This is a genomic window from Candidatus Pseudomonas phytovorans (assembly GCA_029202525.1).
GTDB lineage: Bacteria > Pseudomonadota > Gammaproteobacteria > Pseudomonadales > Pseudomonadaceae > Aquipseudomonas > Aquipseudomonas phytovorans.
Map to the genome: position 1 here is coordinate 3,379,621 of CP119325.1, position 20,235 is coordinate 3,399,855.

A 20,235-nucleotide genomic window follows, 5' to 3' on the forward strand; every position below is an offset into this window, starting at 1 on the left:
CAGGTCCCCACACGTTTCAGGCCCTGTGCTGTACCTGTGGGAGCTGGCTTGCCGGCGATGAGGCCCTGAAGGGCAACTCAGAAGCGGCTGGTAACGCTGAGCCCGACGGTGCGTGGGTCGCCGTAGGTGATCACGTACTGCCCGGCGGTACCGTTGGGCCGGCCGTGTACCTGGTAGCGGCGGTCGGTGAGGTTGTTGACGAACCCGGTCACGCTCAACTTGTCGTCGTGGCTGAACCAGCTCAGGCGCGCGTTGGCCAGGGTGTAGTGGGGCTGGCTGAGGGTTTCGTCAGCGCTGCTCTGGCGGTCGGCCAGGAAGTACTCCTTATCGCGGAAGCTCACGTCGCCCCCTGCCACCAGCTTGCCGCCCACTTCCAATGGGATGGTGTAGTCGGCGCCCAGCGACACCACGTTACGCGGCGAACGCACAAAGCTGTTGCCGCTGTAGTCGCCGGTCACTGCGCCTGTGGTTGGGTTGGTGTTCTTGAAGTCGGTGTACTCGGTGTCCAGGAACGACACCGCCGCGCGCAAGTGCAGGCGCTCTGTCGGCTGGCCTTCGATCTCCAGCTCTGCGCCCTTGACCTTGCCCTTGGCGCCGTTGGTCAGCGCGGTGGTGAGCACGCCGTTGTTCACCGTCAGCAGGTTCACCTGGATGTCGGAGTAGTCGTAGTAGAAGATATTGGCGTTGACGGTCAGTCGGCGGTCGAACCACTCTGACTTCAGCCCCAGCTCGTAGGCATCCAGCTCTTCCGGGTCAACCGTGGTCAGCTGCGCCAGGCTGGTCGACAGCCCGGTGTTGAAGCCACCCGAGCGGAACCCGTGGGCGTAGCGGAAGAACACCCGCAGGTTGTCGTTGATGCGGTACTCGGGCGTCAGGTCGTAGGTCCAGGCTTCCCAGGTCTTGTCTTCCTGGCGGTTGCCGTTGGTGCCCACGCCACCCAGCGGGATCAGCGGGCCGTTGGCGGTGGCACGGGTCAGTTGCACCAGGTCCAGGTTGATGTCCTTTTTCTCCTGGGTCCAGCGCAGGCCGCCGGTGACGCTGAAATCATCGGTGAAGTCGTAGGTCAGGTTGCCGAACAGCGCGTAGCTGTCGGTGCGGTGGTCAAAGCCCATATCGCGCAACGCCGTGGTGCCCACCTGGTTCGAGCCGGTGCCGTTGGGCGTTGGCCCAGGGGTAACCACCCGCTGTGCCGAGCTGTCGAGGTCTTCGTGGAAGTAGTGCGCACCCAGCAGCCAGTGCAGCGGGCGATCCTCCGGCGAGGCCAGGCGCAGCTCTTGCGACCATTGGCGGTAGCTGTTGTCGGTGATCGACGCGCCGTTGACCTCGTAGGGGGTGTAGTCGGCGTCGCTGGTGGAGCGGTTGCGGATGTAGTCGTAAGCGCTGATCGAGGTCAGCGTGTAGTCGCCAAGGTACCAGTTGAACGTCAGCGAGGCGCCGTCGTGGTCCAGGCGATAGTCCTCGTTGACGTTCAGCGAGATGTCGCGGCCATGCGGGCGTTCGTAGCCAACGTTGTAGTAGCGGCCCACTGGCAGCGAACCATTGCTGCCGTCGCCCTTGAACTGGCGGCTGTGTAGCTTGAGCAGGGCATCCAGGTCGGGGTTGAGTTGGGCCAGGAACTGCAGGCGGATGGCCTTCTTGTTCACATCGCCATAGGTGTTGCCGTCGAAGTCGTTGTTCTGGAAGCCGTCACGCTCCTCGGAATACAGCGCTACTCGTCCGGCCAGTTTTTCGTCCACCAGCGCGCCGCCGATGGCGCCTGTGACGATACGTTCGTTCTTGCTGCCAAAGCCGACGGTGCCATACCCGTCGGTGTCGAAGGTGGGCTTCTTCGAGATCACGTTCACTGCACCGGCAGTGGTGTTCTTGCCATACAGGGTGCCTTGTGGCCCACGCAGGATTTCGATGCGCTCCAGGTCGAACAGCGGCCCGCCGCCAGCGATGGGAGCATTGAGGTAGACGTCATCGGCATAGATACCTACCGGGAAGACCGTTGCCGCGCCGGTATCGCCGGTGCCCAGGCCACGGATGTACCAACGCGGGCGGCCGTCGCCATCGGGGTTCTTGGCCGAGGCATTGGGCACGAAGGTGGTGATGTCGCCCATCGAACGCACGCCATCGGCGGTGATGCTGGTGCCTTTGATGGCCGATACCGCTACCGGTACTTCCTGCAAGGTCTGTTCGCGATGCTGGGCGGTGACGGTGACGGTTTCCAGGGCCGGTTCACTCTTGTTGTCTTCGTTGGCGGCGATGGCCTGGCTGCCGGTGCCGGCCAGCAGCAGCGCGAGGCTGATCTGGCGGGCTAGTGGATTGAGCTGGTGCATGGTGGATCTCCCCGTATGTAAAGCGTTGTTGGGGAGAGCTAGAGCAGGGACTGTGCCATGTTGTTAAGTCATTGAACTATAAAGATTTAATTCTGATTTTGAGAGGGTGTTGCAGATTGGGCAGCAGTGGGGTGCTGGGCGGGTGCTGCTGGGGCAGCAGTCGTTGGGCTGAGATTGTTGGGGCCGCTTTGCGGCCCTATCGCGACACAAGGCCGCTCCTACAATCGACCGGCGTATGCAGGACTGTGTAGGAGCGGCCTTGTGTCGCGATGGGCTGCGCAGCAGCCCCAAAAATCTCAAACGGCTAACCGCGAAGTCGAACCGATCACACTCTCCAGTACGTGAAAATCAATCCAGTCGCGCACGTCAAATCGCCGCGGTATGAACTCCCACCTGAACAGGAACTCGGTAAAGTCCTGCAGCGCGTCGATCGAGCGGCTGTCCAGCGTCGTGCGCAAGCGCCTGTGCGCATCATCGCCGTAAGCCGCCGCCACCCAGTATTCGCTGGTGTTCAGCTCACGTGCCAGAAAGCGCCGGGTTTCCTCGGGGTTGGCCCAGGCCCATTGCTCGGTGCGCAGCACCGTGTCGACCAGCGTACGGCTGGCATCGAAGTGGTTTTCCAGCAAGTGCCGGTCCACGGTCAGCGTGCGCGGGGTGCCGTTGTTGCTGCGGATCAGCGGGTCGGGGTGGCTGCCGGTGTCGACCACTACGCGCAGGCCGAACTCGTGGGCCAGGTGCACGGCGTGCGCGCCTTTGAGAAAGATGGCGTCGATGTCACCGCGCAGCAGGCCGATCAGCTCGTTGTTGCGCCGGCTGAAGCGGCTGGTGTCCAGGCTCACTTCGGCGCCGTACAGGTGCTGCTTGGCATCGTCGCTGTAGGTGCCGCCATAGGGGTAGTCGACCAGCTCCACATCGGCCACCGCCAGGCCTTCGAGCTTCAGGGCGTTTTCCAGCCCGCGCAGGGCCTGGGCGCGGGTGAAGTCGATCTGTACATTCGCCCACTTCGGTATGCCGAAGCGACGGTTTTTAAGGTCGCGAATGCTGCGCACACCGCTTTCTTCGGTGGTGAGGATCAATTGCACCTCATCGCTCCACGACAACCCCAGCACGCGGGTCTCGACGCCGCTGGCGTAGGCCCAGATCGCCGGGATGTTGCCGCCGTGGCGCACCGAGTTCTGCAAGTGATGGTCGTAATGGGCTTCGCGCACTTCGCGTTCGCTGGACTCGCGCAGCGACTGGATGTTGGTGCCGAACGGCGCAAACGCCTCGGCCAGGCGACCCGACTGCACGGCAATGCCGAGCCCGGTGGGAACTGGGCTGTGGGTGTACCAGAGGGTTTCCAGGGGCTTGGTCATGGGGTAACGGGTTTCCTGTCCATTTGGAGGGGAGCCAGCAGTTGGTCGAGTGGCTCGCGGGTGATCCAGTCGCGCACCTCGAAGCGGGCCGGGATGAAGCGCCAGCGTTTCAGAAACTCGACAAAGTCCTGCAAGGCATCGATGGCCTGTTCTTCCAGGCGCGTGCTCAGGCGCAGGTGGGCGTCAGCGCCGTAAGCCACTTGTACCCAATACTCGCTGCAGTTGGTTTCCCGCGCCAGGTAGCGACGTGTTTCGTCGGGGTGCTGATGTGCCCAGCGCTCGGCGCGCAGCACCGAACCGAGCAGCGTGTGCACCACCTGCGGGTGCTGCGCCAGCAGGTGGCTGTCCACCGCCAGGGTGCGTGGTGTGCCGTTGTTGCTGCGGATCAGCGGGTCGGGGTGGCTGCCGGTGTCGATCACTGTGTGCAGGGCGAAGGCGTGGGCCAGTTGCACGGCGCTGGCGCCTTTGAGAAAGATTGCGTCGACCTCGCCGCGCAGCAGGCCGGCCAGCTCCAGGTTGCGGCCTTCGCTCTGGGTGCTGGACACCGGTGTGCCGGCCACGTTGCGCACCGGGCGGTCGCTGAAGGTGCCGTCGTAGCGGTAGTTGACCAAGTCCACGTCGCCCACTTGCAACCCTGCGAGCTTGAGGGCGTTTTCCAGCCCGCGCAGCGCCTGGGCGCGGGTGAAGTCGATCTGTGCTGCGGCCCAGTCGGGCAGGCCGAAGCGGCGGCCCTTGAGGTCTTTTACGGTGTGGATGCCGCTGTCTGGCCGGGTCAGGATCAATTGCGCCTCATCTGCCCATGACAGGCCGATCACCCGGGTGTCGCGGCCTTGGGCGCGGGCCCAGATGGCCGGGATGCTGCCGCCGTGGCGCACCGAATTGAGCAGACTGTGGTCGAAGTGCGATTCGCGCACCGCCTGCTGGTCGGCTTCACGCAGGGACTGTACCTGGGTGCCGAGGCCGGCCAGGTCTTCCTGCAGCCAGCCTTGCTGCACGGCAATGCCCAGGCCGGTGGGCACCGGACAGCGGGTGTACCACAAGGTATCGAGGGTTTGGCTCATGTTCTGGCTCCGGGTCAGGCACTGGCTTGCAGAGGGGTAGGGGTGGCGGCCTGCACCAGCGGCAGCACTTCCTGGCCGATGCGCAGGGCCTCTTCCAGGTGCGGGTTGGCGGCGAGGATGAAGGTGCTGAAACCGGCATCGCGGTATTCGGCCAGGCGTTCGGCGATGTTCTGGTGGCTGCCCACCAGGCCCACGGTGGGGCCGGGCTTGGCTTTGGCGAAACCGGCCCACAGGTTGCGCGCCAGGATCAGTTCGTCGAAGCCCTGCAAGCCTTGGTGATAGGCTGCCTGGCGTGCACCGCCTACCGAGTCCGAACCGGTCACGAAGCCCTTGGCGCTGGCACTGGCCTTGCCTTCCAGGCGCTCGAACTGCTGGCGCAGCTCGCGCCAGGCTTGTTCCTCGGTCTCGCGGGCGAACAGGTCGACACGCAGACCGAAACGCACCGTGCGGCCTTGCTTGTCGGCCAGCTCGCGCACACGCTCGATATGTGGCTTGAGCTTGTCGATGGGTTCGGCCCAATTCAGGTACACATCAGCGTGGCGTGCAGCCACGTCCAGCGCGGCATCGGAAAAGCCAGAGAAGTACACGCCCGGTTTGCGTTCGTGTTGCAGCCCCGGTGGCAGGCTGCCGTTTTCCAGGCGGTAGATATCGCCTTCATAGGAAAACTTGTCCTGCGTCCACAGGCCCTGGATCACGTCGAGGAATTCGCCGGTACGCTTGTAGCGCAGGTCATGTTCGAGGAAGTCGCCATTGGCCCGTTGGCTGGCCGGGTTGCCGCCGGTGATGATGTTCCAGTCCAGGCGACCGCCACTGAGGTTCTGCAGGATTGCCGCCTGCTGGGCGGCATAAGCGGGCAAGGTCCAGGTGGCCTGGAAAGCGATCAGGAAGCGAATGCGCCGGGTTTCGCGGGCGAGCGCGGCGGCTGCGATCCACGGCTCCGGGCCGGTGGGCAGCAGCGCGCCTTCGAACCCGGCGAGCTCGGCCGCCTTGGCGACCTGGGCGATGTAGTCGATGTAGGTGAAACCATCCGCCTGGCCGTCGGGCAATCGGCCGGGCGCGATGTTGCCGGGGCGGTGGGCGGGGTTGCCGCGGTTATGGCGGTCGGTGGACAGCTGCGGGCCGTCGGTGCCTAAAGGCAGGCGCCAGAAGAATTCGGTGGTCATGGGGGCTCCTGAAGAGGGAGGTTGTGCAGATGGGGAGGGTGGTGCAACGGCTGTGCCATGCGTGGCGTAGGGCCTGTGGGGCGGGGGTTTGATGAGTAGACGGGGAGAGGGGTGCTGCTGTGGCAGCAGTGCGGCAGCAATGGATGCTGGGGTGGCAGCAGGGTGCGGTGCATATCTGTTCCGGCCCTTTCGCGGGTGAACCCGCTCCCACAGGTTCTGCGCTGCCTGTCAGACCTGCGCTGTACCTGTGGGAGATTACCCAGCCCTTTGGGCTGCGTTGTCACGCAGAGAGCTGAATTCGTAAGCGCGACGCGGACTTTGTGGGAGCGGGCGTGCCCGCGAAGAATCCAACGCGGTGTATGGCACCGGCTGCGCCGGTGTTCGCGGGCACGCCCGCTCCCACAGAGACCCTGCTAATCAGTTAGCTAAGTGCAGTTCTGTGGGAGCGGGTTCACCCGCGAAGAGGCCGGCAAGTCAGACTTCGACCGCCGCAGTTGCTACTTCCCCGGCACTGCGCAGATACGCTTCATACAGCGCTGAATAAGCCCCACCCCGGCCAATCAGCTCGGCATGCGCCCCTTGCTCCACCACCTGCCCATGTTTCACCACGGCAATCCGGTCTGCATCGCGGATGGTCGCCAGTCGGTGAGCAATGATGATCGCCGTGCGCCCCTGGCACAGCCGGCGCAGGGCACGCTGGATACGCCGCTCGGTGTGCACGTCCACCGCCGAAGTGGCTTCGTCGAGCACCAGCACTGCCGGGTCGGCCAGATAGGCCCGCACCAGGCACACCAGCTGGCGCTGGCCGTGGCTGAGGTGCGCGCCCAGCGGGCCGACTTCAGTGTGGTAGCGCTGTGGCAAACGTTCCAGCACCTCGTCGGCACCCAGCTCGCGGGCTGCTGCCACCAGCTGTGCATCGCTGGCGGTGGGCGCGGCCAGGCGCAGGTTGTCGAGGATGCTGCCGCTGAACAGCACGTTGTCCTGCAGCACCACGCCTACGTTGCGCCGCAGGTCATGTTGGGCCAGCGCGCGCAGGTCGATGCCATCGAGCTTGACTGCGCCTTGCTGCACTTCGTAGAAGCGCGTCAGCAACTGTACAAGCGTGCTCTTGCCATGCCCCGAGGGGCCGACGATGGCCAGCACCTCGCCGGCACGGATATGCAGGCTCAGCCCGTCAATCACCGGGCGCGGGCTGTTCGGCGCATAGGCAAACCCGACCGCGTCGAAGTCCACCTGGCCGCGTGCCCTGGCCAGCGCGCGCGGCGCGGGGGGGTCGAGCACCTGCGGGCGGGTGTCGAGCAACAGGAAAATGCGCTGGGCCGAAGCGCTGCCGGTGGCGTAGCGCTCGAACAGGTCCGACAGCTCTTGCAGCGGGCCAAGGAACAGGAACACGTAGAACAGGCTCTCGGCCACCTGGCCCACGCTGACCTTGCCTTCGGCCAGGCCGTAGGCGCCGACCAGCAACAGCACGGCCATGCCGGCGGTGCTCAGCAGTGCGGTGAAAGGGGCGAACCAGCCAGCGCGCAGGCTGCCGCGGATCAGTGCCTGGTTGAAGTCTTCCAGCAGGCCCCGGTAGCGTGCCTGGTTGGTCTGCTCTTGCCCGCATTGCTGTATCAGCCGTACCCCGCTCACACTTTCCACCAGGTGCGCGGTGAAGCGGCTGCGCTGCTCGGCCACCTTGGCCCAGTTGCGTTGCGATACTCGCTTGAAGCGCCAGGTGGCCACGGCCAGCAGCGGTACCGTGGCAACCAGGCTGTAGAAGAAACTGGGGTCGATGCGCCATAGCATTACCGCTGCCAGGCCGCAACGTAGCAGGGCGCCGAGCAGCTCGGGCGGGCCTTGCACCAGCAAGGGCTCCAGCGCGTCCACGTCACGGTCGGCACGGGAAATGATACGCCCGGCCCGGGTCTGGTCGAAGTAGCTCACCGACAGCGCCTGCACATGGGCGAACACTTTCACCCGCAGGGCGTTGATTACGCCTATCGCTGCGCGCCCGGCAATGAACTGCGACACCCCGGCCAGCAAGAAGCGCCCGAGCCAGCTCGCTGCCAGCCCCAGGCCCAGCCACAGCACCAGGCGCTCGTCGAGCAGCCAGTGGTCGGCGCTGGGCACCAGGCCCTTGTCCAGCAGTTCACGCACGAACCACGGCCGCAGGAAAACGGTGAACACCAGCAGCAACTCGATGCCGATCACTGTCAGGATTTGCCCACGAATTGGCCGCAACAGCGGCAGCAGGCGGTGGAACATACCGCGGTCCAGCGCCTGGCGGGCCAGGCGTTGCTCGATGTCGATATCGCTGGCAGGTGTGTGTTGCGTGTCACTCATGGTCGATCCCCAGCAAGTCGCGGTAGTGGGCGTTGTCTGCACTGAGCTCGGCATGGCTACCGCTGGCGGTAATGCGGCCGTTTTCCAGCATCACTACACGGTCGGCCAGTAGCAGGGTGGACAGGCGGCTGGTGATCAGCAGCAAAGTCGGGCCTTGGCCGCTCGCGCGGTGCAGGCGACGGATGTTGTCCAGCACCTGCCGTTCGCCCAAGGCATCGAGTGCGCTGGTGGCGTCGTCCAGGCAGAGGATGTCGGGTGCACCGAGCAATGCGCGGGCCAGGCACAGGCGTTGACGTTGGCCGCCGGACAGGGTTACGCCACGATCGCCCAGCGGGGTATTCAGGCCGTGAGGCAGGCGTTCCAGCACATCCTCGGCGGCGGCCAGGCGCAATGCTTCGCGCAACTGTGCATCGCTGGCCTGCGGCGCGGTCAGGCGCAAGTTGGCAGCCAGGCTGTCAGAGAACAGGAAGCTCTCTTGCGGCAATACCTGCACGCGGCGGCGCAGGTCCGCCAGGTCGAGGTCGCGCACGTTTTGCCAACCGGCAGTGTCGCTACCGACTTGCACGCTGCCGTGCTGCACATCGGCCAAACGTGGCAAAAGGCTGGCCAACAGGCTTTTACCGGTGCCGGTGGCACCGACCAGTGCCACCACCTCACCGGGCAACAGCGTCAGCGAGCAGTCCTGCAGGACAGGCCGGCCAGCTTCCGCTGCACTGACTTGCACCTGGTTCAGCTTAAGCCCCAACGGCCCTGCGGGCAGGGTGGCATGGCCGCTGATGATGGCCGGGCGTTCGTCCAGCAACTGCCAGATGCGTTCGGCGCTGGCGCGGGCATCGGCGAACGTCTGCATCACCCGGCCAATGCCTTCGATGCGAAACACCAGCGTGGTGGCCACCAGCAGCGCGGCGACCAGCTCGCCGATGCCCAGCGCGCCGGCTGCCACACGGTGGGCACCGTAGACCAGGATCCACACATGCCCCAGCGCCACCACAGCCTGCGGCAGTGGAATCCGCGAGCTGGCGTAGGCGAGGGCGGCGCGGGCGTGGCCGGTAAACACCTCGACCTGGCTGGCGAACCGCGCGATGCGCTGGTTTTCCAGGCCAAAGGCCTTGATCACCCGCACCCCGCCGATGCCTTCGGCCAGGTCCTGGCTGACCTGGTCATAGGCAGCGCCCACTGCGCGGTCCAGGCTGACCAGCCGATCGGTCTGCACCACGAACAGCCACAACCCGGCGCCGGTCAGCAGCAACGGCACCAGGCCAAGCAGTGGGTCGTACCAGCTCAACAAACCCACGGCGGCGATGACCACCAGCGGCGTTTCGATGATCTGCCGCCAGAAAGTGATCAGCGCGTCGCGCACCTTGTCGGCGTCGCGGGTGGTGCGCGTGACCAGCTCGCCCATGCCGTGGTGCCAGTGGTAGCCCAGATGCAAGCGCTGCACCTGGTTGAGGATGCGTTCACGCAGGCGCGTGAGCAGGGCCTGGCTGAGCACCAGCGACAGCACGGCAGCGGCGTACTGCAGCAGGCCGCGGCCCAGGGCGATGGCCAGCAGCAGCCACAGCCAGTGCCAGGCCACGCTGGCGTCCAGGCGGCCGTCGGCCAGGCGCAGCACGGCGCGGCCGGCGCTGACATCATCGACCGCACGGCCGATCAGCCACTGCTGCCAGGCCAGGCCGAGGTTGCCGGCAATGTACAAGGCTGTGACCAGTGCGAAGCGCCAGGGCATTTCGCGATAGATGGCCAAAGCCCGAAGAAGAGGGTGGTTCATGTAAATGCTCGATCAAAATGCGACGCCGCCCCCTGTAGGAGCGGCCTTGTGTCGCGATAGGGGCGCAAAGCGCCCCTCCGTCCAAACCCCGTGTCAACGGCGGGTAGCGCCCTGGGTTTCCTTGGCATTTAGCACCGCCGTGTACTCCCCCGGATCGGCCCCGTTCAGGTAGTAGTTACCCACGTTGTGCAGCCGCCAGCGGATAGGGTCGTGGGTGGTGTGCACTCGGGCATTGCGCCAGAAGCGGTCGAGGTTCCACTTGCTCAGCGACGCGCTGGCCCCCAACAACGAGAACAGGTCGCTGGAAATCTTCAGCGACGCAGCATCGGAATGCGCGCGGGCAGTCGCCACCGACAAGATCAGCTCATCCTGCAAGGCCTTGTTCTCTGGGTCGCGCTCGTGTTCGTCGAACACCCGCGCCGCCTCGCGCAGCACTGACTCGGCACCGCGCAGCGCCACGGCGTATTCGCCGATCTGGCGAATCACATGTGGCTCGTCACTGGCGCGTTCGACGCCGCTTTCCACCCAGGCCCGGGCATGCTCGCGCAGGTACTCGACAGCTGCCTGCAAGGCGCCAGCGGCGATGCCGGTGTCGATGGCCGCATGGAGGATCTGCGGGAAGGTCAGGCCGGTGCGTTTCATTGGGCCGCTGCGGCGGGTCAGGTAGCGCTCGTCGAGCACGATGTTGTCGAAGTTCACCGTGCCGCTCACCGAGTTCTGCTGGCCGAAGGCCTGCCAGTCATCGATCAGGGTCAGCCCGGGGGTGTCGCGGTGCAGCAGCACGCCGACGCCACCGTCTTCGCTGGCAGCGGTCAGCGAAATCCACTCGGCCAGGTAGGACCCGGTGGAGTAGAACTTGCTGCCGTTGAGTACCCACTGGCCATCGGCACGGCGCTCGACGCGGGTCTTGAGGGCAAATTTGTTCTTGCCGCCGACTTCGGCCAGGGCGTTGCCGAAGCGCTTGCCGGCCAGCACGTCGGCGATCAGCCGGTCGCGTACTTCATCCGGGTAGCCGGTGAAGATGCCGCGCAGCATGACGTTGTGAATCTGCAGCAACTGGCCGACGCCGCCGTCGGCGGTAGAGATCAGGCGCACGGTTTCGACCACAGTCTGCACCGAGGCACCGAGGCCGCCGAACCTGGCAGGTACCGCGATGGCGGTCAGGCCGCTGCTGGACAGCAGTTCGGCCTGGCGGTGGGGGAGCTGGCCGTTGTTGCGCGGGTCGGCGGCCAGCTCGGCAATTTGCGCGGCGACCTGGCGGGCGGTTTCGATGGCTTCGGTTTCGCTGGTCAGGCGGCGGGCGGGGGAGGGTTCTATGGCGCTCATTGTGGGGTCTCGGATTGTCTGAAGGGCCAGTGCGCCTGCTTCGCGGGTAAACCCGCTCCTACAGGGACCGCATTGCCTGAGCTGTGCGCGGTCCCTGTGGGAGCGGGTTCACCCGCGAATGGCCACACCGCGGTAAAAAGCTCTTGAGCAATATCTTTGCCATCCCTCCCCAAGCCCCATCCTGCGCGGCTTGCACAACTGTTTGCTGCCCCAGCAGCAGTCACTCTGCTGATCTGGCAGCACCCCGCCCGCAATCCTGCTCCCAGCCAAGCACCCAGCACCCTGATGCAACAGCCAAACCCAGGTAAATCAGGGCCTCCAACGGTTGGCACGCACACTGCAATGGTGCTTGCACGACGCCCAAGGAGCCACCCCATGACCCTCGCAACCCCCGTAGCAAAACGCCTGGCAGATGACCCCTCCGCCCTGGAGCGCATATGGTTTACCCGCTGCCCGGTGCCTACCGCCTCAGGCCTGGCCTACAAGCTCGGTTGGCTTGAGCAAGAGTTTGCTGCCGATGGCTTGCCCGTCTCGACCCTGCAGGAGGCCCGCCAGCTTGGCCATCACCATTACGATCACCAACTGCCCGGGCTGTTTCGCGAAGGCGGTAACGTGCCGGCACTGGCGGCACGTGCAGCAGGCTCGCCCAGCCGGTTGATCGGCCTGACCTGGATCGAGGAATGGCAAACCATTCTGGTCCGCCCGGATTCCGGTATCCGCAGTGCCGCTGACCTGCGTGGCAAGCGGCTGGCCCTGCCGGCTTGGGGCGATAGCCGCCCTGGCAGCATCGCCCGCGCCATGAGCCTGCATGGCTACAAAGGCGCTTTGGCTTCGGCAGGCCTGCAACTGGATGATGTGCAACTGGTGGAGGTTGCCTTGCTCGATCAGGCTGCAGCCGCCGACCCGCAGCTGGGTTTGCAGCGGCTGTGGTCGGGCCTGGACTACCTGGCGCGCGGAGAAGTCGATGCGGTGTACGTGAAGGGCGCGGCGGCGGCGGATGCTGCCCGGCGACTTGGCCTGGTGGTCGGTGTTGACCTCGACCTGCTGGCCGACCCGCGCCACCGCATCAACAACGGCACACCAAGGCCGATCACCGTGCACCAGCGCCTGCTCGACAACCACTTCGACCTGGTGGTGCGCTTCCTCGCCCAGACCTTGCGCGCCGCCGAGTGGGCAGCCAGCAACCGCGCCGCGCTCAACAGCATCCTTGAAGAAGAAACGCGTGCCGGCAGCCAGGGTGTGGCCGAGGCCTACCGCGGTGATTTCCACACCACACTTGCGCCGGACCTGTCCGCCCAGCGCCTGGCATTTCTCGGCACACAAAAAGACTTCCTGTACCTGCACGGCTTCCTCGAAGCCGATTTCGACATCGCCGACTGGGTCGACCCGCGGCCTTTGCAAGCTGCCCATGAACTGCTGGCCCAACGCCGCGCCTGACCTGACTGGAGATTGAACATGACCGCACTGATCAACGAACGCCCCGTCACTGCCGAACTGCAGGCCTTTATCGACCAGGTGTTGGCCGAAGCCGAAGCGGCCTTCAGCGTATTTCGCGAAACCAACACCATCACCGCCAATGGCACAGTCGGTTTCATCGAGCGGGTGCCCGGTGAAGAACTGCTGGTATCGGTGAACTACGGCGGGCCGTGGAACCACCGCAAGCCGCTGCAGGCCACTGTCACTGACTTTGCCGGCAACGTCATCGTCGGCAAGGGCAAAGGTGGGCTGGGCCGATACACCAAGCTGTTCCAGACCCACGCCGACGTTACGACCGTGTCACACGTGCACAGCCCGTACCTCGGTGCCTGGGCCCAGACCCACCGCACCTTGCCGTTCCACTATGTACCGGTGCAGCGCTACCAGCTGGCCCGCGAGCTGCCGGTGTACATCGACCGGCGCCAGGCCGAAGTGGATTTTATCCTCGACAAGATCGCCGAAAACCCGTTCAACCTGGCCATTCTGGAAGCCAACGGCGGCTCTACGGTGTGGGGCAAGCAGGGGCTGCGGGCCACGGCAGAGTTCATCCTGTTGCTGGAGGAGGGCGCACAGATTCAATTGCTGGCTGATGCCCTGGGTGGCTCGCGGCCTTATGGGCCGGGGGTGCTGACGCAGCAGTGGAAAATGAGCGGGTTGTATGACCGTGCGACTGAGCTCGGCTTGGTGCCTGGCATCGATCGGCGTAACTGATTCGATCGCTGGGGGCGCCGTGCGCCCCTTTCGCGACACAAGGCCGCTCCTACATCGGTCGGCGTACACAGGACCCTTGTAGGAGCGGCCTTGCGTCGCGATGGGCTGCAAAGCAGCCCCAAGGCCCTCAAGCCTTGCACCCCACTCAAGAAAAGGACCCACCCCCATGGCAGTAAAAATCCTCTGGTACCTCACCACCCCCGACGGCCCTTATCCTTGGGAACCCGAAGGCCGCTGGCACACCGATTTCGAACACCTCAAGCAACTGGCCATCGCCGCCGACCGCCTGGGATTCTACGGCTCGTTGCTCGGCTCCAGTCCCAACGAAAGCCTGGCCGTGTCGGCGGCGTTGATCGACGCCACCAAGCGCCTGCGCTTCCTGGTCGCCCAGCACCCGGGCGAGCTGTCGCCAGCGGTGTTGGCCAAATGGGCGCTGACCTTCGACCAGTTCTCCAACGGCCGCCTGCTGTTCAACGTGGTTAACGGCAACGACGCCGGCCTGGCCACGTTGGGCGTGCATTACCCGCACGATGAACGCTACGACTTCAGCCTGGAATACTGGCGTGCCTTCCAAAGCTTCTACGCCGGCGAAACCGCCGGTTACGACGGCCGCTACGTCAAGCTTTCACCCCGTTCGCCAGGCGCTGCCCATCACCCGCTGGGCGGTTGGCACCCACCGAAGCAAAAGCCCGGCATCCCGCTGTGGGGCGCTGGTACCTCGGCACCAGGTGTGGCCCACTCAGTGCAACTGCTCGATGTTTACCTGAGCTTCGCTGACACCCCGCAAAAGCTTGGCGACAAGTTCCGCCGGGTGGCGGCCGAGGCGGCGAAGATCGGCCGTGAGCTGACCTACGGCACCCGTCTGCAGGTGATCGTGCGCGAGACCGAGGAAGAAGCCTGGGCCCATGCAGAGCGCCTGTTGCAGCGGACCTCGCTGGCCACCGCGCGCGCGGCCATCGAGCGGCAGTTGCCCCCTGGACAAACCTTCGACAGCTACGTCAGCGACGATCCGCGTATCCAGCGCAACCTCGACAGCATCCGCGCCGGGCGCCTGCCCACCGCCCGCGAGCTGGAGATCTACCCCAACGTCTGGCTGGGCCCCAGCCTGTTCGGCTTCAACATCCTTGGCCCTGCAGCCGGCACTTACCTGGTCGGCAGCGCCGAGCAGGTCGCCGAGCGTATCAGTGAATACGAGGCCCAGGGCACATCGGCATTCATCCTCTCAGGCTTCCCGCTGATTGATGAGGCACACCGGGTGGCAGATCTGCTGTTCCCGCTGCTGGACCTGGACCATGGCTTTGAAGTGCCGCGCCTGGGCGCAGCCAGCAAGCCCGGCGTGGCGCAACCGGCATGAGGAGAGGGTGATGAGCGAGCTGTTTTCGCGCCGGGTGTTTCTCGGCAACAGCCTGGCCGTTGGCGGCGGCCTGATTCTCGGCGGTGGGCTGCTCAGCGGCTGCGACAGCGGCGCGCCGGCAGCGGCCAGTGCGGCGCTGCCGGGAACGCCGGTGCACGGTGGACGCCTGCGGGTAGGCATTATCGATGGTGACCAGGCCGGCAACCTTGATGCGCACAAGCCGGTGGGTGGCGGTATCATCCGTGGCTGGGCGCTGTACGCCAAATTCTGGGAATGGAACGCCGACGTCAGCACGCGCCTGGCACTGGCCGAGTTCGCCGAGCCGAATGCCGACGCCAGCGCCTGGACCATCCGCCTCAAGCCTGGGCTGGAATTCCACCACGGCAAGAGCATCACCGCCGACGACATGCTGTTCTCGATTCTGCGCTTGACCGACCCGCAACTGGCTTCGCCATTCGCCGGCCTGGTCGGCGCGATTGATCGACAGGCCCTGCGCAAGCTGGATGAGCGCACCATTGAAATACGTTTCAAGCAGGGGCAAAGCTTCTACCCACTGGATGAAACGTTGATCAGCTTCGGCGGCATCGTGCCTACCGACTACCACCCGGTGACCAAACCGGTGGGTGCCGGGCCGTACCGCCTGAAAAGCTTCATCCCCGGCCAGCGCTCGCTGTACACCCGTTTTGAAAATTACTTCAAGCCCAATCGCCCCTATGCGGACGAGCTGGAAATCATCGAATTCAAGGATCAGGTCTCGCGGGCTGCTGCGCTGCGCGCCGGGCAGATCGACGTGGCCAGTGGTGTGCAGGCCGAGCACAGCGCACTGCTCAAGGCCGACCCACGGCTGCGCCTGTATGCCTCGCCAACCACCTCGTTCACTGGTTTCAACCTGAACCTGGCCAAGGCGCCGTTTCAGGATGTGCGCGTGCGCCAGGCATTCCGCCTGCTGGCCGACCGCCAGGAACTGGTGGCGCGTGGGCTCAATGGCTTTGGCCGGGTGGCGAACGACTTGTATTCGCCTCACGACCCAACCTACAACCACGCCATTGCCCAGCGCCCGTACGACCTGGACCAGGCACGTTCGCTGCTGCGCCAGGCTGGGCAAACTGACCTGCGCGTCGAGCTGACCACCACGCCGGGGCCTGGCGTCAACGCCGCGTTGGTGTTTGCCCAGCAGGCCCTGAAGGCTGGAGTACAGGTGAAGGTCAACCAAGTCGATGGTTCGGTATTCAATGGCCCGCAACGTGAGCAATGGGAACTTTCGCCGGGCTCGACGCCGGCGCGCGGCTTTCTCGCCTCGGCGCTGCACAACGATGCGCCACAGGCCATCTACAACCGCAGCAACTTCCACGACCCACGCTTTACCGAACTGTTCCAGCAAGCCCTGGCCCAGCCCGACCTGGCGCGGCGCAAGGCCTTGGTACACGAAGCCCAGGCCATCCAGCATGAACGTGGCGGGTTGCTGATCTGGGGTTTTTCTGACGTGCTCGATGCAGCGTCGGCCAAGGTTGGCGGGCTTACCCCGGAACAGACCACTTTCGCTTCCTGGCGCTTTGACGAACTCTGGTTGAACCCCAATGCCTGATACTCGACACACACCCCGCACGCCGGCCTGGCTGGCCTGGTTCATTGGCCGCCTCGGTTACGGGCTGCTGACCGCCTGGGTGATCAGTCTGGTGGTGTTCATCGCCACCCAGGCGCTGCCCTCGGACCCGGCGCGGGTGATTCTCGGCCCGGATGCGCCGTTGGAAAGCATCCTCACCCTGCAACGGCAACTGGGCCTCGACCAACCGATCCTGCTGCAGTATCTGCGATGGCTTGGCGCCGTATTACGCGGGGACCTGGGCATTTCCCTGGACTCCCAGGTACCGGTGGCGCAGCTGTTGTTCGGCCGCCTCGGCCACACCCTGGCCTTGCTGGTCGGGGTGTTGGCGCTGGTCGTGCCGCTGGCGTTGCTGCTGGGGGTAAGCCTGGCCCTACGACGTGACAGCAGGCTTGACCGCTGGGGGCTTTCGGCGTTGATCCTGCTCAAGGCCACGCCGGGTTTTCTGCTGGCCATCGGCCTGGTGCTGCTGTTTTCCATGCCGGGCATGGGCTGGCTGCCGGCGGTGTCGATCCTCGACCTCCAGCTGCCGCTGTGGCGGCAGTGGCCGTCGCTGGTGCTACCGGTCGTGGCGCTGAGCCTGACTGCGTTGCCGTACCTCACGCGCATGGTACGGGCTTCGATGATCGAGGCACTGGAGTCCGAGTATGTGATCGCCGCGCGGCTGCGTGGCATCCCCGAGCGGCGCATCGTCTGGCGGCATACCTTGCCTAACGCCTTGACCCCGGCGATCCAGGGCGTGGCGCTGACCTTGCGCACGCTGGTCGGCGGTGCGCTGCTGGCCGAAGTGATCTTCAGCTACCCGGGCATCGGCACGGCGCTGAACGCAGCGATCCAGATGCGCGACCTGCCGATGATCCAGGCGGTGGTGCTGGTCATCACCCTGGCGGTGGTGCTGATCAACCTGCTGGCCGACCTGCTGACTGTACTGCTGACCCCCAAGCTGCGCACGGCACGCCGGGTGCGGATGATCCGCCGTATCCGCCGTGGCATTCGCCCATGGTGGCGGCGCGCGCGCAGCACCCCCGCCCAGGAGGCTACCCATGACTGACTCCCGTTGGCTGGCCGACCCGCAGATACGGCGCGGCGCTGTGATCACCTTGCTGGTGGCGCTGCTGGCCGCCTTCGGCCCCTGGCTGGCACCCCACGCGCCCACGGCGATGGTTGGGCCGGTGTACGGCCCTCCGGCCGCGGGGGCACCGCTGGGGCACGATTTTCTGGGCCATGACCTGCTGTCGCGGTTGCTCAGCGGCGGCCAGTCGGTGCTTTGGATGTCGGTGGCTGCGGCCACCCTCGCATTGCTGGTCGGCGGCAGCCTGGGCCTGTTGGCTGGCTTCTCGCGCAGGCGCCTGGACCAGGCAATCAGCTGGGCGGCCGATGTATCGCTGGCGTTCCCGGACCTGATCCTGGTGCTGTTGATCGTGTCCATGCTTGGTCGGGCGCCTTGGCTGATCGTGCTGACGGTGGCCATCGCCTTTATCCCTGGGGTTGTCCGTCTGGCCCGGGGCAGTGCCGTGGCGGTGGCCGGGCAGGAGTACATCGAGGCCGCGCAGATGATGGGTTACCCGCGTTGGCGCATCCTCTTTCATGAAATCCTGCCGAACATCCTTACGCCGCTGTTGGTGCACTTCGGCAACATGCTGACCTGGGCTGTGGGGATGCTGTCCGGCTTGAGCTTTCTGGGCTACGGGGTGGCACCGCCAGCGGCAGACTGGGGCTTGATGATCAATGAAAACCAGGCCGGCCTGCTGGTGCAGCCCTGGGCCGTACTGGCCCCTGCATTGCTGATCGGGGTGTTTGCCTATGGCACCAACATCCTTGCCGAAGGCATCGGCCGGGCCAGTGCACGGATTGGGGAGAAGCAGCCATGAGCGCGCTGTTGAATGTGGCGAGTGAAGTGTTGCAGGTAAGCGAGCTGCGGGTAGAGTTGGCCGGGCAGGTCGATGTGCTGGCCGATGTGTCCTTTAGCCTTGCGGCAGGGGAGATCGTTGGCCTGGTTGGCGAGTCCGGCTCGGGCAAGACCACCTTGGCCACGGCGTTATTGCGCCATGCCCGGCAGGGCGCGCGCATTGTTGGCGGGCAAGTGGTAGTGGCCGGGCAATCGCTGCTCGAACTCGAAGGCGAGGCCTTGCGCCTGGCCCGTGGCGGGCTGGTCGGCTACGTGTCCCAGGACCCGGCCACGGCGCTGAACCCGGCGTTGCGCCTGGGGACCTTGCTGCGTGAGACCCTGTTGGCGCACCAGCCCGCGCTGTCGCGTGAGGCAGTACGCCAGCGCATCGGCGAAACCCTGCTGGATGTAGGCCTGCCGGATGACGACGCTTTCCTGCGGCGGTTCCCGCATCAGCTGTCTGGCGGGCAGCAACAGCGGGTGATGCTGGCGCTGGCGTTTGTCTTGCGGCCTCGCCTGATCGTACTCGACGAACCCACCACCGCGCTGGACGTGACCACCCAGGCCCATGTGCTCCAGACCCTCAAGCGGCTGTGCCGTGAGCAGGGTGTGGCGGCGCTTTACGTCACCCACGACTTGGCGGTGGTGCGTGATCTGGTGGACCGGGTGATGGTGATGTACGCCGGGCGGCTGGTGGAGGTGGCCGGGCGCGAGGCGCTGTTCCGCGGGCCGCTGCATCCCTACACCCGTGCGTTGCTTGCGGCCATTCCCGACATTGCCCGGCGCCAGCCGTTGCAGGCGATTGCCGGGCACGCACCGGCACCGGGGCAGCGCCCGGATGGCTGTGCGTTTGCGCCGCGCTGCGGCAGGCGTCGTGCAGAGTGTTCAGTGATCGAACCATCTTTGCTGGTGCATGACGGCGGTCATCGGGTGGCTTGCCTGGTGCCGCACCGGGAGCCGCTGCCCCTCGGCGGGGCGCTTTTCGAGGCTGCTGCTGTGCCGGGCGAAGCAGTATTGCTGGAGGTTCTGGGGCTGGATGTCGCCTACGATCGCCAGGTGCTGTTCGATGTTTCCCTGCGGGTGGGGCAAGGGGAGTGCCTGGCGCTGGTGGGCGAGTCGGGCTCGGGCAAGACCAGCCTGGCCAGGGCCATCGCCGGGCTGGGCGAAAACGTTCAAGGGCAACTCGGTTACGCCGGCAAGCCTTTGCCGTTCGCCGCGCGCGAACGTGATGCCCGGTTGCGTCACCAGATCCAGTATGTGTTCCAGAATCCTTATCGGGCCTTGAATCCAAGGCACACGATCGGGCAAACGCTAAGCGCCCCTTTGGCGCATTTTTTCGGGATACGTGGTGGTGAAGCGCGTCAGCGGGTCGAGGCCGTGCTGGAGCGGGTATCGCTGCCGGCGCGCGTGGCCGACTTGTACCCGCATAGCCTCTCTGGTGGTGAACGCCAGCGGGTGGCGATTGCCCGGGCGTTGATCTGCGAGCCGAAGTTGCTGGTGTGTGACGAGATTACCTCGGCACTGGATGTGTCGGTGCAGGCGTCGATTCTGGCCTTGCTGAAGCGACTGCAGGGGGAGGGGCTGACGTTGTTGTTCGTGACCCACGACCTTGGGGTGGTGCGGGCGATTGCCGACCGGGTGCTGGTGTTGCGCCAGGGGCGGGTGGTGGAGCAGGGGGCTGCCGAGCAGGTTCTGGGGCGGCCGGTTGATGCGTATACCCGGGCGTTGGTGGAGCATTCGCCCAGGTTGCGTGCTGGCCTCTAGGTGTATGCCTTGGGATATGCAGCGCCTGTGAGATCGAGCGCCGCCCGCGCGGCGCATCGCGAGCTGCGCTCGCTCCCACGTTTGTTTCGGGCCAGTAACACCTGTGACAGGCGCGCGCGA

General features: G+C 65.5%; 14 protein-coding genes. 7 read left to right on the plus strand and 7 right to left on the minus strand.

Features of this window, described 5'->3' with window-relative positions; translation table 11 throughout:
- Positions 1 to 77: 77 nt before the first annotated feature.
- From P0Y58_15095 to P0Y58_15125, 7 genes are all read right to left on the minus strand, one after another.
- On the minus strand, positions 78 to 2,321 hold the full coding sequence (locus P0Y58_15095; protein WEK28237.1) for a TonB-dependent receptor: 2,244 nt from the start codon (positions 2,319 to 2,321) through the stop codon (positions 78 to 80).
- A 296-nt stretch (positions 2,322 to 2,617) separates the two neighbouring features.
- Entirely contained in the window at positions 2,618 to 3,676 is a 1,059-nt protein-coding gene (locus P0Y58_15100) for an ABC transporter substrate-binding protein (GenBank protein ID WEK28238.1), read from the minus strand.
- A complete protein-coding gene (locus P0Y58_15105) occupies positions 3,673 to 4,737 on the minus strand; it encodes an ABC transporter substrate-binding protein (GenBank protein ID WEK28239.1) in 1,065 nt (354 codons plus the stop codon). The genes P0Y58_15100 and P0Y58_15105 overlap by 4 nt, the downstream gene beginning before the upstream one ends.
- 14 nt (positions 4,738 to 4,751) lie before the next feature.
- Complete coding sequence (locus P0Y58_15110; GenBank protein WEK28240.1) at positions 4,752 to 5,900, minus strand: LLM class flavin-dependent oxidoreductase; 1,149 nt, start codon at positions 5,898 to 5,900, stop codon at positions 4,752 to 4,754.
- A 474-nt stretch (positions 5,901 to 6,374) separates the two neighbouring features.
- Positions 6,375 to 8,225 carry an ABC transporter ATP-binding protein gene (locus P0Y58_15115; GenBank protein WEK28241.1) on the minus strand — a complete coding sequence of 617 codons (1,851 nt, stop codon included), beginning with the start codon at positions 8,223 to 8,225 and terminating at the stop codon, positions 6,375 to 6,377.
- Entirely contained in the window at positions 8,218 to 9,993 is a 1,776-nt protein-coding gene (locus P0Y58_15120) for an ABC transporter ATP-binding protein (GenBank protein ID WEK28242.1), read from the minus strand. The genes P0Y58_15115 and P0Y58_15120 overlap by 8 nt, the downstream gene beginning before the upstream one ends.
- Before the next feature lie 93 nt (positions 9,994 to 10,086).
- Positions 10,087 to 11,319: an acyl-CoA dehydrogenase family protein gene (locus P0Y58_15125; protein ID WEK28243.1), complete on the minus strand. Its 1,233-nt coding sequence runs from the start codon at positions 11,317 to 11,319 to the stop codon at positions 10,087 to 10,089.
- A gap of 375 nt (positions 11,320 to 11,694) precedes the next feature.
- Between P0Y58_15125 and P0Y58_15130 the strand changes: the two genes are divergently transcribed.
- The 7 genes from P0Y58_15130 to P0Y58_15160 all read left to right on the plus strand — a co-directional run bounded on the left by P0Y58_15130 (position 11,695) and on the right by P0Y58_15160 (position 20,115).
- Positions 11,695 to 12,756: an ABC transporter substrate-binding protein gene (locus P0Y58_15130; GenBank protein ID WEK28244.1), complete on the plus strand. Its 1,062-nt coding sequence runs from the start codon at positions 11,695 to 11,697 to the stop codon at positions 12,754 to 12,756.
- Positions 12,757 to 12,774: 18 nt separating this feature from the next.
- Positions 12,775 to 13,506 (plus strand): class II aldolase/adducin family protein, encoded by a 732-nt coding sequence (locus P0Y58_15135; GenBank protein WEK28245.1) that lies wholly within the window; start codon positions 12,775 to 12,777, stop codon positions 13,504 to 13,506.
- Positions 13,507 to 13,672: 166 nt separating this feature from the next.
- Complete coding sequence (locus P0Y58_15140; GenBank protein WEK28246.1) at positions 13,673 to 14,860, plus strand: LLM class flavin-dependent oxidoreductase; 1,188 nt, start codon at positions 13,673 to 13,675, stop codon at positions 14,858 to 14,860.
- Positions 14,861 to 14,870: 10 nt separating this feature from the next.
- Entirely contained in the window at positions 14,871 to 16,445 is a 1,575-nt protein-coding gene (locus tag P0Y58_15145; protein ID WEK28247.1) for an ABC transporter substrate-binding protein, read from the plus strand.
- Positions 16,438 to 17,514, plus strand: coding sequence for an ABC transporter permease (locus P0Y58_15150; protein ID WEK28248.1), 1,077 nt, complete (start codon positions 16,438 to 16,440; stop codon positions 17,512 to 17,514). Before P0Y58_15145 ends, P0Y58_15150 begins: the two co-directional genes overlap by 8 nt.
- On the plus strand, positions 17,507 to 18,334 hold the full coding sequence (locus P0Y58_15155; protein ID WEK28249.1) for an ABC transporter permease: 828 nt from the start codon (positions 17,507 to 17,509) through the stop codon (positions 18,332 to 18,334). The genes P0Y58_15150 and P0Y58_15155 overlap by 8 nt, the downstream gene beginning before the upstream one ends.
- On the plus strand, positions 18,331 to 20,115 hold the full coding sequence (locus P0Y58_15160; protein ID WEK28250.1) for an ABC transporter ATP-binding protein: 1,785 nt from the start codon (positions 18,331 to 18,333) through the stop codon (positions 20,113 to 20,115). Before P0Y58_15155 ends, P0Y58_15160 begins: the two co-directional genes overlap by 4 nt.
- The last annotated feature ends 120 nt before the right edge of the window (positions 20,116 to 20,235 follow it).